This window comes from Halarcobacter bivalviorum, from assembly GCF_003346815.1.
Lineage (GTDB): Bacteria > Campylobacterota > Campylobacteria > Campylobacterales > Arcobacteraceae > Halarcobacter > Halarcobacter bivalviorum.
In genome coordinates, this window is the sequence record NZ_CP031217.1 from 1,170,235 (window position 1) to 1,185,831 (window position 15,597).

Genomic DNA, 15,597 nt, shown 5'->3' on the forward strand with positions numbered 1-15,597 from the left:
AGATTTCAATATTATAAAAATTATTAAAAATAGGGGAAATAAATGATAATTGATTATGAAGAAGTAAATGATTTAAATAGATATAAAATCATGTCTGATACTGTTGTTCCTAGACCTATTGCTTGGATAGTAACAGAAGATGAAGGAGTAATAAATGCAGCACCATTCTCATACTTTATTCCAATCTCTAGTAATCCTGCAACACTTATAGTTGCAATTGGAGAAAAAGAAGAGGGTGTTCCTAAAGATACTCTTGCAAATATTTTAAAACATAAAAAAGCTACTATTTGCTTTGTAAACAAAGATAATGTAGATAAAGTTAAACTTTGTGCTAATACTTTAGATAAAGAGCAAAGTGAAGTAAATGAGTATGAAATTGAAGTAGAGAAGCCTTTAGAGGATTTTCCTCCAATGATTAGCTCAACTCAAACAGCACTTTTTTGTGATTTATATGATGTAGTAAAACTACCAGGAAAAACAACACCATTAATTCTTGAAATAAAAAAACAATATATAGAAGATGATAGAATAAATGAGAAATTACATATAAAAGTAGAAAATGTAGGAAGAAGTGGAATCTTCTTTAAAGCAATGGTTGATTTATAATCTTTTTATTATTAAAAAATGAGAAAAAGCTTCACTTTTTTGTGAAGCTTTTTTTTTCTTAAATTTATCTCAAAATGTTATAACAATTTGAGATAAATTTAAGTTTATTCTTGTATACTTCCGTCCCCAAAAACAGCAGAGATAGGAGAATAATGAGAATTACAATAACAAATAATGAATTTAATGCACTACAAAAAATATTAGTTCAAAATGATATGTCTTTATATAATAGAATAAATGAAGAGTTTCAAAAATCAGTTTTATCAAGAACAAGTAAAAAGATTAAAGCAACAGTAAAAGCAAATAATGCAAAAAGAAAAAAGAGTAAAAATGCAGTAGTAAATGCTGTAAATATTTTAAGATTAGAAAATAGAGATATAACTGTTTATAGTGTTGCAAAAACTGCTGAAATTAGTTATAACACTGCTAAAAAATACAAAGACTTTATACTAGCTCAATAATATTTCAAAATGGTTTAACAATAAAAAATAGCTTTAGATTACTATATTTAGGGAAGTTTGTTGTTGTTTAACTTGGATATAACAAAATGAATTAGCTTCCAACAAAGTTGGAAACTAATATAAAAAAGAATTACTCTACTATTTGATGCAGCTTACTACATTTTGATAGATGTAAGTCCATACCTGACATATCTTGGATTATATCTTCAAAAGAGTGGAAGTGTGCATCATACACATAAACAAAAATTTCATCCCCTTTTTCTAAGAAGTTATGTTTTCCAAAATCTGTATATGCAGTTGCTCCAGCAGCTATTAAAAGACCTTTGTACTTACTCATGTCTTGAATAAAAGGTTTAAGCTCTTCTAATGGTCCCATATCTTCTTGAGTATTGAATTTATCAATCATCCAATCTTTTAATTGATTAAAGAAATATGAGTATGATTTAACAGCACTAACTGTTCCATAATCTTTTAAGATACCATCTCTTCTCACAAAAGAAGCAATATGATATTTACTTAGAATACCATCTTCTTCAAAAGAATCAATCTCTATTAAATCAGAAGCTAATCCTTTTGAATTTGGACCCCAGTTCTTTTTTGTACTTAATTTATTACCATCTTGTACTCTATTTGAACAGTCATTAAATGCACCAAAAAGTTTTGGAACTATATCCACTAACTTTTCATTTTCATATACAAAATCACAAAGTAAAGCAACTTCAGCTTCAACTTGTAATTTATCCATATTATTATGGTTAATAATATCAGTACTAATTGGATATTCACCTAAAAAGCTATCATGATTTGGAATATAAAAAGGAAAAAGTCCTTTTGGAGCATCTTTCTCTTTAGTTTCAATAACAGAAAATTCATCTGCCTCACCAGCTTCACCTAAATGGTTTGCAAAATTACCTGCAACACCAAACCCTAAATAATCTTTTAATTCTTCTAAATTTGCTTGGTTTTTATTCATTTTTTACCTTTTGTTTAATAGTTGACAATAAGTTTTTTATTAAGTTGGATTGATTATTTAAGTGAGGGTATTTGTGAAGTTTTACAGGGTAGTTATATTGTCTGATGTTCTACCTGGAAGTAAATCTTTCCTCACTGAACTTCATGAGCTTGACAATGACTAATAGTTTCATCTGTTTGTCCTTTTGTTTTATTTTAGATAAGAAGAATACTCCTCTTATCTAAAAAGTTTTATAAATTTTATTTTTAAAATTAATTATTAAGAGAAAAATCTTTTTTCTACTTCATCCATTAATTTTACACCAGAGTATTTAGCTCTTTGTACTAATTCCCAGAAATATCTGTAAGTTGCTCTATCGTGTAACTCACCATCATATTGGATTGGTCCCCACTCAGCATCTTGTGCATTTAATAAAATATTTTGTGCAGCTTCTAACTCAGTAAAGTCTGGTTTCATAGCATCAACAATTGCTTGTACTTGTGTTGGGTAAATTGACCACATTCTCATAAATCCAAACTCGTTTCTTGCTCTTTCAGCATCTTTATAAGTTTGGTATGGGTTTTTAAGATCTAATGTTACGTTGTGACAAGGAATAACATGATTTTGAATAGCTGCTTGTGCTACTCTTGCTTTTGCTGCACCAATTAATCTATGATCAAATTGCCCTGGACTTCTCATGTTAGATGCAGGAATTGCACCTTGGTATCCTGATACAAAATCCATAAGACCGAAATCTAATACTTGTAGCCATGGTAATGTAGCAATTTTCTCTACATCTTGTAATGCACCATGAGTTTCAATTAAGATATGAATTGGAATCTCTCTACTAATACCAGCTTTTTTTGCTACTTCTTGAATATATTCAACTTGAGTTTTTACATCTTCATAAGAAGTAGATTTTGGTAATGTAATATATGCTAATTTCTCACCAGCACCTGGTACAAGAATATCAACATCTTGTCTCCAATCTGGATGAGAGAAATCGTGGATTCTAGTTCCAGCCATAGCATATGGATTTTCATCAGAATTTACAACTCTAACGATCATTTCTGCATGCTCAACTTCTTTACCAGTCTCAGCTCCATCTTCACAATCACAAGTGATATCGAAAACAGGTCCAAGTTTTCTTTGCATTTCAAAACCTTTTTTGATTAGTTTTTCGCTTCCTGCAAAGTGCTCACAAGTAGGAATAATCGGTAAAGATTTTCCAGATTCAAATAGTGCTTCATTAGGGTGTGTCATATTATTTTCCTTTTTTATAAAATTTTAGTTCCCAAATTTAATAAAAATGGGACCTTTTATTTTTTATCTACTTTTTAACGCAATTTATAAAAAATTGCTAAAGTAGCAAAATCCTAAAGAAGGCAACGAGTTGCCTTTGATTCAAAATTATTTTTGAGTCTTTCTTTTTGGAATGATTACTGTGTAATCTAAATCAAGTACTACATTTGGTAGATACTTACCATCTTTATCTTTTGGTGACTCAATCTCTTCTGGTCTTTGATTCTTAACAGCAATTGTTCTTAATCTTAATAAACCTATATCATCTCTTTTATGTTCAATTACATCTAAAACTTCTGTATATGCATAGATAGTATCTCCTGCATATGTTGGATTAGCGTGTGCACCAGAGTTAATAGCATACATCCATTGTGCATTTTGTAAACCATTAAATGAAATTGCTCTAGCCATAGAGATAACAATTCCACCATACATTAATCTCTGCCCCATAGGAGTAGATTTCATCATGTGGTCATTGAAGTGAACCTTCGCATTGTTTTGGTATAACTTAGTTGCTAAAGTATGGTCACTATTATCAACTGTAATACCCTCTGGGTGATTTAGTCTTTCACCTTTTTCATAATCTTCAAAGAAGAAGTTTCCACCAGATGCGAAGACATCAACACATTTAATCTCAGGAATATTAATCTCTTCACAAATAGGAGTTGCTTCTGCAAAAGTAGGAACTTCTTTAATACCAGTTAAAGTCTCCTTATCTTTTTTATGAACCATAACCCATCTTTTGAAGTTAAGTACTTCTGCTCCATTTTGGTTTACACCAATAGAGTGAACATAAACAACTCCAGATTTTCCATTTGAATTCTCTTTTAATCCAATTACAGTCGAAGTCATAGAAACTGTATCTCCTATATAAACTGGATTAGGAAAAGAAATCTCTGCATAACCTAAGTTTGCAATTGCATTTAATGAAATATCTTGTACTGATTTTCCAAATGTTAAGTGGAACATTAATACATCATCAATTGGTCTTTTTTCATATCCCATCTCAGTTGCAACAACATCAGAAGAGTGAAGTGCAAATCTAGAACCAGTGAAAGCAATGTATAAAGATACATCACCATCAGTGATTGTTCTAGGAAGAGGGTGAACTATTTTTTGTCCAATTGAAAAATCTTCAAAAAAGTTTCCCATATTAATCTTACTAGACACTACTTTCTCCTTACTTGTTAAATAGGTTTTGACCTAAAGCTTTATATGTTTCATAAAGTGTAATCATTTTTTTAGCCCATTTAATTCTTGAACCATCAACAAGTTTATTGTTGTGCATAATTACTTCTTTACCATCTTTTTTAGCTTGCTCATATGAATTAATCATCTCTTCATAATCTTCAACTTCAGCTTGTTTTGGAGTAAAGATATCATTAATATATTCAATTTGTACTGGGTGGATTAATGATTTACCATCAAATCCTAAGTTGAATGCATCTTTAGTTGAATCTTCACAAGCAAATTCATCATGTACATCAAAGTGTGGTCCATCAATAACTGTTTTACCATATGCTTTTGCTGCTAATGCAACTTGCGATAGGTAATTAAACATAGCTTTTGAACCTTTTTTGATATCAATATGTAATCTGTTAGCTAATTTATTTGAACCAACAACTACAACTTCAACTCTTGGACTAGCTGCACAAATCTCTTGGATATTTAATACAGATAGTGGAGTTTCAATCATAATCATTAATGATAACTCAGGGTTAATCTCATCAATTAATCTAACTGCTTCTAATACATCTTCTTTTGTATCAATTTTAGAGAATAATAAACCATCTAATTCAATCTCTCTTGCAAGCTCTAAATCTTTTTGTAAATCTTCACTTCCTAAGTTATTGATTCTTAGAACTCTTTCAGACTCTCCAAATCTACAACCTTGGTCTTTGTAAACTTCTCTAATAACTTCTCTACCAACAGCTCTTTGCTCATGTAAGATAGCTTCAAGATCGAATATAACAGTGTCCGCAAGTACAGATTTAGCTTTCTCTACATTATGTTTATTGTATGACGGTACGAATAACATAGATCTTCTAGCTTTATATTCAATTACTTCTTCACCTCTTGCATGTGCACTTTCTAGCTCATGTAGATTCTTTACAAGTTGTTTTCTTAGAACTTTTCCATTTTTAGTTCTTGGATAATCTGCCATTGCAAAAATCTTCTTTGGTGCTTTATATTTTGCAAGATTATCTTGAGAGAATTTAAGAACCTCTTCTTGTTGAGCTTCAGTTAATTCCTCATGTCCAATTACAGCAATCGCCACTAATGTTTTATCTTTAGCTAAGTCAAATCCAAATGCTACACAATCTGCTACTAAAGGATGAGTTTTTACAACTCTTTCAACTTCGTGTGGTGATACTCTAAATCCAAATGTATTGATAATATCATCTTTTCTACCAATGAACCAGATATAACCATCTTTATCTCTTTTTGCATAATCTCCTGTAAAGAAGTATCCATCATGCTTAGCTTTAGCTGTTTCATCTTCAAGCTGCCAGTACTCTAAAAATAGACCTGGATCATCAATACCGATACAAATCATACCTTCTTCTTCAACACCAACTTCTTGTAGTGTATCAGGGTCAAGTAGTTTAACTGTGTGACCTGGTTGAACGAATCCTGCACTTCCTGGTCTAATTGGATTATTTACAGAGTGAGAAATATAGTATGAACACTCAGACATACCAATTGCTTCAAAGATATCTTGTTTAAATCTATCTCTCCATAATTCAATCATCTCAGTTGATAAATGCTCTCCCGCAGACATACAATATCTTAAAGATGGACAATCTTCAATTGTAAAATCTGTTTTTTGGATAATTTGTCTATAAATCGTTGGTACACCAATGAAAATAGTACATTTATGCTTTTTAATTAAATCAATCCAAGTTCCAGCATCATTTGAACCTTCATATGCAATAACAGTATGTCCATTAAATAATGGATCCATTAATGCAGAACCTAATACATATGTCCAGTTGAACTTACCAGAGTGCATGATTCTATCATTCTCTTTAAAGTTAAACCAATATTCAGTAGCAGGAGTTCTTCCAACTAATGATCTATGCGAGTGTAAAACACCCTTTGGAAAACCAGTTGTTCCAGATGTATATACTAAATATGCAGGCTCACCAGCTTTTGAATTGTAGTGGTTAGGTGTTTTATCTGCAGTTTTTAAAATATCATTTAATGCATATACATTAATCCCTTTAGGCTTTTTTAAATCCTCAACACTATCAGTTGCTGCAACGATAATTGTTTTTAGGTTATCTAAGTTCTCTAAATATGGAACTAAGTTTTCATACATAGAAGCAGATAAAACAATAGCACTTGCTTGTGAATCTTCTGCTAAATATTTAACTTCTGAACCACTTAAAAGTGTTGATGTAGGAACTGCGATAATTCCTGCTTTAATAGCTCCAAAAAATGAAATAGGATAAGCTAAAGAGTTTTTTAAACAAACTAAAACTCTATCTCTTGGCCCGATTCCAATTGATGTAAGGAAGTTACAAATTTGGTCAGATTTTTCTGCTAACTCTTTATAAGTTATTTCATCAGTTCCTAATTTATCATCTTCAATAATCATTGCTGTATTATTTTCGTTTTTTCCCCCAAGGTGTGCAGATGTACAAGCAACACCGATATTTAAAAATTCAGGTACTTCAATTTCAATAGTTGAACTCATGTTATTTAACTCCCTTCTTAAATTAGACCGTAAGGCCAGTTTTCTTTAAATGTATGTAAAGGCATTCTATTTAATACATTTATTGCAAATGCTTCATCTTTTTTAGAAAGACTATTTAAAGCATAAGCTCTTAACAGGTTCTGTAAAGATTTACCAAACATTGGTGGATCTAACATTTCACCCTCATATCTAATAGCACCAGATAATAGTGCATCAGCTTCAATAGCAGCTTGTAGTATAGATACATCTTTTGCAATCTCATTTGGAGATGGAGTAAATGCAACTTTACAAACATTAATATGGTTTGGAGTAATAACTTGTTTTCCAGTTAATCCCATAGCACACTCTCTTTGAGCATGAGAATAAACATGTCTTGAAGCTTCATCTCCATGTAAGTCTAACCATCTTCTAATATCTTTTTTCTCAACACAAGAATCTGGTAATGAGTTTGGTGTTAATAATACTTCAACTCCACCAATTACACCTTTTCCTTTAACTCTTGCTTCCATTGTAAGCATATTAAAGAAAGTCTCTAACTCATCAATCCATCCCTCAGGAGTAATTTTATAAGCCATTGCTTTAGAGAAATCGTGAATACCAAATACTACGTGTTTAACTGTAGAGTGACTCATCAATTTATCTGCTATTTGTAAAGATTTTGGGTGCTCAATAATTGGTTGAATTTGTAAATTTGCACCAATTGAAACTAACCATGAAGATAAGTCTCTAATCTCTGCATCTCCATATACTTCACCAGCTTTTGCTAATACAATTGCATCAATATATTTGTGCACTTGTTTTAACATTTTTAAATCCTCTTCATACTCTTCAGTTCTAAAAGGATTAATTCTAATAGCTATTTGGAAATCTCTTTCTGGAAATTTTGGTAATTCTTCAATTAAAAGTTTTCTAGACATAGCTTTTTGTCTACAACCATCTTCCAGGTCAAATAAAACAGTGTGAGCTTTTGTTTTATAAGCATGCTTTTGTAATCTAAGCTTAGCTTGCTCCATTGTTTCATAACTTCCATCTAATGGATTGTATTTAATTGGCGGATAATATATTTGAATTCCTGGCCAGTGTCCACCTAACACAGGAGTTAAATCATCATTTGCTGTTAGTTTTGATAAATCTATAACTGATGCAGTCATGATAGTTACCTCTTTTTTTTTATTTTATTGAAGAATTTTTCAATAATTTTTCAGACTATTTATTCTTCTGACACTGAAATTAATCCATAGATTACATAAGTGAAACCAAAATTTAAAAACTAATAAAAATAATTAAGCTTTTTTAAATAATTTATGTAGATACCGTAAAAAGGGGATTGTAGAATATGCTCAAAAAAAAGTTGCATATAATGAGAAAATTTAAAAAAGTTGTCACAGATAGTAAAATATTTTTTTTGAAATTTGTTAAAGATATTGTAACGAAAATATATATTTAGTAACATTTTCTCTATTTTTAAATACAAAGATGCTAATATTATGACCTTAATAGATATGAGTAGGAGTGAAATTGGTTCAGAACAATCGAAATAAATCTTTGTCTCGAGGACTTAGAATTTTAAAAGAGATTATGATTGCCAATAAACCTTTAACTGCAAATACATTATGTCAAAAACTTTTAGTTGATAAAAGTACAATGTCTAGACTTATTACAACGCTAATTGATGAAGAATTTATAGAGTACAAAGAAAATAGTAAAGAGATTATATTAAGTGACTTTATGAAAAATATCCTTGAAGATGAAGATAGGGATAGAATTGTTGAAAAAACAAAAGCTATATTAGAAGAGATACATGAAGTTTCAAATGAATGTGCATATGTAGGAGTATTAGAAGAGGGAGCTGTTTTATATTTAAATCAAATTGATTACTCAAATAGAGTTTTAAAGACAAGAAACTCTGTTGGTTTAAAAACACCTCTTCATACAAATGGGTTTGGTAAAATTTTATTAGCTTTTTCTGATGTAGAATTAAAAAATCTAAAATTAAAAAAACATACAAGTAATACAATTACTTCAACTGCAAAACTTGAAAAAGAGTTAGAGCTTATTCAAGAACGAGGTTATGCTATTGGAAATGAAGAGCATGAGTTTGGATTAAGGTCAGTTGCAGTTCCATATTTTAATCAAAAAAACAAGCTTATTGCTACGATAGGTATTTCGGGACTTTCAGTTAGATTAGATATTGAAAAGTTACATAAACTGGGGCAAGAGATATTTATGATTGTAAATAAACATAATATCTAATGAAGTAAACTCTTAAAGAGTTCCTTCATTATTAGATAGATATTCATGTGCTAAATAAGAACTTCTAGCATATGGAGTAGAGTGTACAAAAGAGAACCCTAACTCTAATGCTAACTCTTTATATCTTGCAAATTGCTCTGGAGTTACAAACTCTTTTACTTTTTCATAATCTCCACTTGGAGCTAAGTATTGACCAATACTTAAAAACTCACAGCCAACAGCTCTTAAATCTTTAAATACTTGAACCATCTCTTCTTCTGTTTCTCCAAGTCCAACCATAAGTGCAGATTTTGTTTTTACTTTATCTTTACCTAACTCTTTGATTTTTTTAAGAACTTCTAATGATCTTTCATATGAAGCATTTCTCCTAATATGATATAAAGATGGTACAGTTTCAACATTGTGTCCAATAATAACTGCTCCACTATCTACAACTTTTTGTAGTGATTCTTCATTTCCTTTAAAATCAGGAATTAAAATCTCTACTTGTGTTCCAGGAGATTTTTCTAAAATATTTTTTGTAACTCTATAAAATTGATTTGCTCCACCATCAGCTAAGTCATCCCTTGCTGGACTTGTAATAACAACAAATCTAAGTCCTAACTTGATAACTGATTGTGTAACTCCATCAATTTCAGAAAGGTCTACTTCTGTAGGTTTCCCTGTATGTACATTACAATAAGTACATCTTCTAGTACAGATATTACCTAAAATAAGAAAGGTAGCATTTTTCTTTGCATAACATTCTGAAATATTAGGACACTTTGCTTCTTGACAAATTGTATGAAGTCCATGTTCTCCAAGTAGTGCTTCCATCTCTTTTTGTGCATTAGGCACTAATTTTTTTCTTAACCATTCTGGCTTTTTAAAATCAACTTTTTTTGCTGGTGTAAGTCTATTTTCTGCTATAGTCATATTTATCCTTTAATAGCTCATTTTTCTTAATGTTCTCTTCTTCTGTAAGTTCACTTTGAATTAATTCAACATTAAATGTTTCATTAAATGCTTCAATTAGTAACACTGAAGCTTTTTCATACTCTAAATTTATGTTAAAATCTTTCAAAGTAGTACCTATTTTTTCATCATATTTACCACTTAAGTTTTTTAATGGTATTGAACCATGTTGAAATATCGCTTTTTTGGTTCTTCTTTGAGCATTTCCACCAATTTTTTTACCATTTGCAATAATATCATAGGCTTCAAAACCTACTTGGCAGAACTCACTTTTAGATAAATTAATCTCTTCAATATCTTTTGCATATCTTGCATCTAAGTTTAATTTCCTGTAGAAATTAATAATAAATCTACATATAAACTCATAAGATTCTTTTATATTTAATCCCTCTAAAAGAGTAGTCGGAATTACTAAAGAGTATGAGATATCATGACCATGAAATAATACTCCACCACCAGTAATTCTCTTGGCAAAATTTTCGTTATATTCTTCTTTAAAACTATATGTATTTACATCTTGAGAAATACCTACAGTAAAGGATTTATCCCAATAATAAACCCTTAATATTGGAAGGTTATTTTTTTCAAAACATGATAATAAAGCATCATCTGTTGCCATATTTATTTTTGCACTAGCTTTTGAAGAATTTATTACTCTAAATTTACTTTTTATATCTTTCATTTTCAAAGTTAACCAAAAAATTAATTTAAAAAGTCGTGAAAAAATAGTTTACTTTCCTGACTCTTTTTTCCATTATATTTCATTTTTTTATCATAAAACTTAAGTGAATAGTACTAAAATATAAATTAAGAAAAAATTTAACTTAATAAAGTATCATATGTTCATAATTCGACTTGACGGTACGAATAGCTACACAATTTATACACAATGAACATATGTTCATTCAAAAAACACTAGAAATTCTAGTAAATTCTTTACAAGGAAACGCAAATGTCAGATTTAAACTTAAATGATATTGATCCAGCTGAAACGCAAGAGTGGATAGAGGCTTTAGATGCAGTATTAGAAACTGAAGGACCTAGAAGAGCTCACTATCTTTTAGAGAAACTAATTGATAAAGCGAGAAGAAAGGGTACTTACTTACCTTTTAAAGCAACAACAGCATATTTAAATAGTATTGATGTAAAAGATGAACCTAAAATGCCAGGTGATAGAGATATTGAGAAAAAAATCAGATCTGCTATTAGATGGAATGCAGCTATGATGGTACAAAGAGCATCTAAAAAGAATTTAGAGCTTGGGGGACATATTGCGTCTTTTCAATCATCTGCAACACTGTATGATGTAGGTTTTAACCATTTCTTTAGAGCACCAAATGAAAAAGATGGTGGAGATTTAATTTTTTATCAAGGACACATTGCCCCTGGTATCTATGCAAGAAGTTTTGTAGAAGGTAGAATTACTGAATCTCAAATGGATAACTTTAGACAAGAGGCTTTAGAAGATGGATTATCTTCATATCCACACCCAAAATTAATGCCTAACTATTGGCAATTCCCAACAGTATCTATGGGTCTTGGACCAATTCAAGCAATTTATCAAGCAAGATTCTTAAAATATTTAACAGATAGAGGAATCAAAGATTGTTCTGAGCAAAAAGTATATTGTTATATGGGTGATGGTGAGTGTGATGAGCCAGAATCATTAGGTGCAATTGGACTTGCTGGTAGAGAAGGACTAGATAACTTAGTATTTGTTATTAACTGTAACTTACAAAGACTTGATGGACCTGTAAGAGGAAATGGTAAAATCATTCAAGAACTTGAAGGTAACTTTAGAGGAAATGGATGGAGAGTAGTAAAAGTAATTTGGGGAAGACACTGGGATGAGTTATTAAGAAAAGATACATCTGGAAAACTTCTTCAACTTATGGAAGAGACTGTTGATGGTGAGTATCAAAACTTTAAACAAAAAGGTGGAGCTTACACAAGAGAGAACTTCTTCAATAAATATCCTGAAACTGCAAAATTAGTTGAAAATATGTCAGATGCTGAAATTTTTGCATTAAATAGAGGTGGACATGACCCATTAAAAGTTTATGCAGCATATAAAGCAGCAAATGAGACTAAAGATAGACCAACTGTAATTTTAGCAAAAACTGTAAAAGGTTACGGTATGGGTGAAGCAGCAGAAGGTAAAAATATTGCTCACGGTGTTAAAAAAGTTGATACTGATTCATTAAAACAATTTAGAGATAGATTTAGAATTCCAGTTTCTGATGAAGAGTTAGAAAAATACCCATATTATACATTTGCTGAAGATTCAGAAGAGATGAAATATATGAAAGCTAGAAGAGAAGAGTTACACGGATACCTTCCTCAAAGAAGACCTGCATTCTCTGAAAAACTTGAAATTCCTACTTTAGATAAGTTTGAAGCAATTCTAGGTGGAAGTGGTGATAGAGAAATCTCTACAACAATGGCATTTGTAAGAATTTTAAATGTTTTAGTTAAAGATAAAAAAATTGGAAAAAGAATTGTTCCAATTGTTCCAGATGAAGCTAGAACTTTTGGTATGGAAGGTATGTTTAGACAATTAGGTATCTACTCTTCTGAAGGTCAAAGATATATTCCTCAAGATAGAGATCAAGTTGCATACTATAAAGAAGATAAAAAAGGTCAAGTACTTCAAGAAGGTATTAATGAGCTTGGTGCTATGGGTTCTTGGATTGCAGCAGCAACATCATATTCTGTAAATGATTGTCCAATGATTCCATTCTATATTTTCTATTCAATGTTTGGATTCCAAAGAACAGGTGATATTACTTGGGCAGCTGGAGATCAAATGGCAAGAGGTTTCTTAGTTGGTGGTACTTCAGGTAGAACTACATTAAATGGTGAAGGTTTACAACACGAAGATGGTCACTCTCATATTATTGCAAATACAGTACCTAACTGTGTATCTTACGACCCAACATTTGGATATGAAGTTGCAGTTGTAGTTCAAAAAGGTATTGAAAGAATGTATGGAGAAAATCAAGAAGATATTTTCTACTATATTACAACATTAAATGAAAACTATAAACAACCTGCAATGCCAGAAGGTGTTGAAGAAGGAATTTTAAAAGGTATCTATAAATTTAAAACTGTTGATGCAAAAAATAACTTCAAAGTTAAATTATTAGGTTCTGGTTCAATTTTCCAACAAGTATTAGCAGCAGCTGATATTTTAGCTGATGAGTATGGAATTGCTTCAGATATCTACTCTGCAACTTCTTATAATGAATTAACAAGAGAAGCACAAGATGTAGAAAGAAGAAACTTATTAAATGTTGATGGAAATGAAGTTTCATATGTAGACCAAGTTCTTGGATCAGATGATGAGAATATTATTATTTCTGCAACTGACTATATGAAATCTTACTCTGAGCAAATTGCTCCATTTGTAAAAGGAACATTTAAAGCATTAGGAACTGATGGATTTGGTAGATCAGATTCAAGAGCAAACTTAAGAACGTTCTTTGAAGTTGATACTAACTTTATTGTATTTACTACACTAGCACAATTAGCTAAATTAGGTAAAATTGAAAAATCAGTAGTTACTGAAGCTATGAAAAAATACAATATTGATGCAAATAAACCAAACCCATTAAAAGCATAAGGAGTAAAAGATGAGTACTTTAGTAGATATTTTTATTCCTGATTTAGGAGCGGATAAAGACGTTGATTTAATTGAAATCATGGTTGAAGTTGGTGATACTGTAGAAGTTGAAGATGGTCTTATTACTTTAGAGACTGAAAAAGCTTCTATGGATGTTCCTACAACTCATGCAGGAGTTATTAAAGAAATTCTTGTGAAAGTTGGAGATAAAGTAAACTCAGGTGATTTAATTGCTAGAGTTGAAGTTCAAGAAGAGGGTGCTGCTGAAGAAACTACAGTAGAAGCACCTGTTTCAGCACCAGTACAAGAAGTAAAAGAAGAAGTTGCAGCAACTCCAGCGGCAAGTTCATCAGAACCAATGGGATTAGAAGCAGCAGAAGCTGAGTTACAAGCTATTTCAGCAGCTGGTGCACAAGTTTCTTGTCAGTTTGTAAATGAGCAAACTGTTTGTTCTGTAGTTGAAGAAGTTCATGTTCCTGATTTAGGTGCAGATAAAGATGTTGATTTAATTGATGTTATGGTTAACGTTGGTGATACTGTAGAGTTTGAAGATGGTCTTATTACTTTAGAGACTGAAAAAGCTTCTATGGATGTTCCAGCTCCATTTGCAGGTGAAATTATTGAATTATTTGTTGAAGCAGGAATGAAAGTAAATTCTGGTGATTTAATTGCGAAAATTGTTAAAACAGTTGTTATGGAATCAAAAGTTCCAACTCCAGCTAAAACAGAAGCACCAGTTAAAAAAGAAGAGCCAAAACAAGTTACTGTTCAAGAAGTAGCAGCAACTTCATCTAGTGAAGCAACTGCTGTATTAACTGAAAAAGCTAAAAAAGTTTATGCTTCTCCATCAGTTAGAAAAGTAGCAAGAGAGTTTGGTGTTGATTTAGGTTTTGTAAAAGGAACTGGTAGAAAAGGAAGAATTCTTAAAGATGATATTAAAGCTTATGTAAAAGAGCAATTATCTAAACCAGTAGTTGCAGCTTCTGGAACTGGAACAGGTCTTGGATTTAATTTCCCAGAGCTTAAAGAAGTTGATTTCTCACAATTTGGAGAGATTGAAACTATTGAACTTAGTAGAATTCAAAAGATTTCTGGACCATCATTACATAGAAACTGGGTTTCAATGCCTCACGTTACTCAATTTGATGAAGCAGATATTACTGAAATGGAAGATTTCAGAAAAGCTCAAAATGCAATTGCAGATGGATTTAAATTATCTCCATTAGTATTTGTAGTAAAAGCTGTAGCAAAAGCTCTTGAATTACATCCAAAATTCAATGCTTCATTAAGCGCAGATGGACAAAGTCTAATTATGAAGAAATACTTCCATATTGCGATTGCAGTTGATACTCCAAATGGTCTTGTAGTACCTGTAATTAGAGATGTAAATAAAAAAGGTTTCAAAGAGATTGCTCTTGAAATGGCAGATATTTCAAGTAGAGCAAGAGAAGGTAAACTTAAATCACAAGATATGCAAGGTGCTTCATTTACAATTTCTTCTTTAGGTGGAATTGGAGGAACTAAATTTACTCCAATTATCAATGCTCCTGAAGTAGCTATTTTAGGATTATCTAAATCTGAAATGAAACCAGTTTGGAATGGAGAGAACTTTGTACCAAGATTAATGTTACCATTATCATTATCTTATGACCACAAAGTAATCGATGGAGCAGATGGTGCTAGATTTACAACTACATTATCAAAGCTTTTAAGTGATATTAGATTACTAAGTCTATAAGGAGTTAAG

At 31.0% G+C, this 15,597-nt stretch carries 12 protein-coding genes; 5 read left to right on the forward strand and 7 right to left on the reverse strand.

Going from position 1 to position 15,597, the window contains the following annotated elements; genetic code table 11:
* The first annotated feature begins 42 nt into the window (after positions 1-42).
* Positions 43-606, forward strand: coding sequence for a flavin reductase family protein (locus tag ABIV_RS05950; RefSeq protein WP_114838990.1), 564 nt, complete (start codon positions 43-45; stop codon positions 604-606).
* 152 nt (positions 607-758) lie between these two features.
* The gene (locus ABIV_RS05955) at positions 759-1,067 is read left to right on the forward strand and encodes a hypothetical protein (protein ID WP_114838991.1); all 309 of its coding nucleotides are present in this window, start codon (positions 759-761) and stop codon (positions 1,065-1,067) included.
* Between the two features lie 130 nt (positions 1,068-1,197).
* On the opposite strand, the gene ABIV_RS05960 is transcribed toward ABIV_RS05955, so the two are convergent.
* The 5 genes from ABIV_RS05960 to ABIV_RS05980 form a co-directional block, all read right to left on the reverse strand.
* On the reverse strand, positions 1,198-2,040 hold the full coding sequence (locus tag ABIV_RS05960) for a DUF5718 family protein (protein WP_114838992.1): 843 nt from the start codon (positions 2,038-2,040) through the stop codon (positions 1,198-1,200).
* Between the two features lie 258 nt (positions 2,041-2,298).
* A complete protein-coding gene (locus ABIV_RS05965; RefSeq protein ID WP_114838993.1) occupies positions 2,299-3,282 on the reverse strand; it encodes an HpcH/HpaI aldolase/citrate lyase family protein in 984 nt (327 codons plus the stop codon).
* Positions 3,283-3,429: 147 nt separating this feature from the next.
* On the reverse strand, positions 3,430-4,491 hold the full coding sequence (locus ABIV_RS05970; protein ID WP_228254341.1) for a MaoC family dehydratase: 1,062 nt from the start codon (positions 4,489-4,491) through the stop codon (positions 3,430-3,432).
* Positions 4,492-4,501: 10 nt separating this feature from the next.
* Positions 4,502-7,021 carry an aldolase/citrate lyase family protein gene (locus ABIV_RS05975; protein ID WP_114838994.1) on the reverse strand — a complete coding sequence of 840 codons (2,520 nt, stop codon included), beginning with the start codon at positions 7,019-7,021 and terminating at the stop codon, positions 4,502-4,504.
* Positions 7,022-7,038: 17 nt separating this feature from the next.
* Positions 7,039-8,172, reverse strand: coding sequence for an HpcH/HpaI aldolase/citrate lyase family protein (locus ABIV_RS05980; protein WP_114838995.1), 1,134 nt, complete (start codon positions 8,170-8,172; stop codon positions 7,039-7,041).
* Between the two features lie 367 nt (positions 8,173-8,539).
* Here ABIV_RS05980 and ABIV_RS05985 point away from each other — a divergent pair, with 367 nt between their 5' ends.
* The gene (locus ABIV_RS05985) at positions 8,540-9,274 is read left to right on the forward strand and encodes an IclR family transcriptional regulator (protein WP_129088493.1); all 735 of its coding nucleotides are present in this window, start codon (positions 8,540-8,542) and stop codon (positions 9,272-9,274) included.
* Between the two features lie 12 nt (positions 9,275-9,286).
* On the opposite strand, the gene lipA is transcribed toward ABIV_RS05985, so the two are convergent.
* On the reverse strand, positions 9,287-10,189 hold the full coding sequence (lipA, locus tag ABIV_RS05990; protein WP_114838997.1) for a lipoyl synthase: 903 nt from the start codon (positions 10,187-10,189) through the stop codon (positions 9,287-9,289).
* Positions 10,170-10,910 (reverse strand): lipoate--protein ligase family protein, encoded by a 741-nt coding sequence (locus tag ABIV_RS05995; RefSeq protein ID WP_114840465.1) that lies wholly within the window; start codon positions 10,908-10,910, stop codon positions 10,170-10,172. The genes lipA and ABIV_RS05995 overlap by 20 nt, the downstream gene beginning before the upstream one ends.
* Before the next feature lie 270 nt (positions 10,911-11,180).
* On the opposite strand from ABIV_RS05995, the gene aceE reads away from it, so the two are divergent.
* The gene (aceE, locus tag ABIV_RS06000) at positions 11,181-13,850 is read left to right on the forward strand and encodes a pyruvate dehydrogenase (acetyl-transferring), homodimeric type (RefSeq protein ID WP_114838998.1); all 2,670 of its coding nucleotides are present in this window, start codon (positions 11,181-11,183) and stop codon (positions 13,848-13,850) included.
* A gap of 10 nt (positions 13,851-13,860) precedes the next feature.
* On the forward strand, positions 13,861-15,588 hold the full coding sequence (gene aceF, locus ABIV_RS06005; protein WP_114838999.1) for a dihydrolipoyllysine-residue acetyltransferase: 1,728 nt from the start codon (positions 13,861-13,863) through the stop codon (positions 15,586-15,588).
* The last annotated feature ends 9 nt before the right edge of the window (positions 15,589-15,597 follow it).

Excerpts from the sequence above, each read along its gene's own strand:
- ABIV_RS05965 (WP_114838993.1), bottom strand. The coding sequence starts at position 3,282 with ATGACACACCCTAATGAAGCACTATTTGAATCTGGAAAATCTTTACCG.
- ABIV_RS05960 (WP_114838992.1), bottom strand. The coding sequence starts at position 2,040 with ATGAATAAAAACCAAGCAAATTTAGAAGAATTAAAAGATTATTTAGGG.
- ABIV_RS05975 (WP_114838994.1), bottom strand. The coding sequence starts at position 7,021 with ATGAGTTCAACTATTGAAATTGAAGTACCTGAATTTTTAAATATCGGT.
- aceE (WP_114838998.1), top strand. The coding sequence starts at position 11,181 with ATGTCAGATTTAAACTTAAATGATATTGATCCAGCTGAAACGCAAGAG.
- lipA (WP_114838997.1), bottom strand. The coding sequence starts at position 10,189 with ATGACTATAGCAGAAAATAGACTTACACCAGCAAAAAAAGTTGATTTT.
- ABIV_RS05995 (WP_114840465.1), bottom strand. The coding sequence starts at position 10,910 with ATGAAAGATATAAAAAGTAAATTTAGAGTAATAAATTCTTCAAAAGCT.
- ABIV_RS05955 (WP_114838991.1), top strand. The coding sequence starts at position 759 with ATGAGAATTACAATAACAAATAATGAATTTAATGCACTACAAAAAATA.
- ABIV_RS05950 (WP_114838990.1), top strand. The coding sequence starts at position 43 with ATGATAATTGATTATGAAGAAGTAAATGATTTAAATAGATATAAAATC.
- aceF (WP_114838999.1), top strand. The coding sequence starts at position 13,861 with ATGAGTACTTTAGTAGATATTTTTATTCCTGATTTAGGAGCGGATAAA.
- ABIV_RS05980 (WP_114838995.1), bottom strand. The coding sequence starts at position 8,172 with ATGACTGCATCAGTTATAGATTTATCAAAACTAACAGCAAATGATGAT.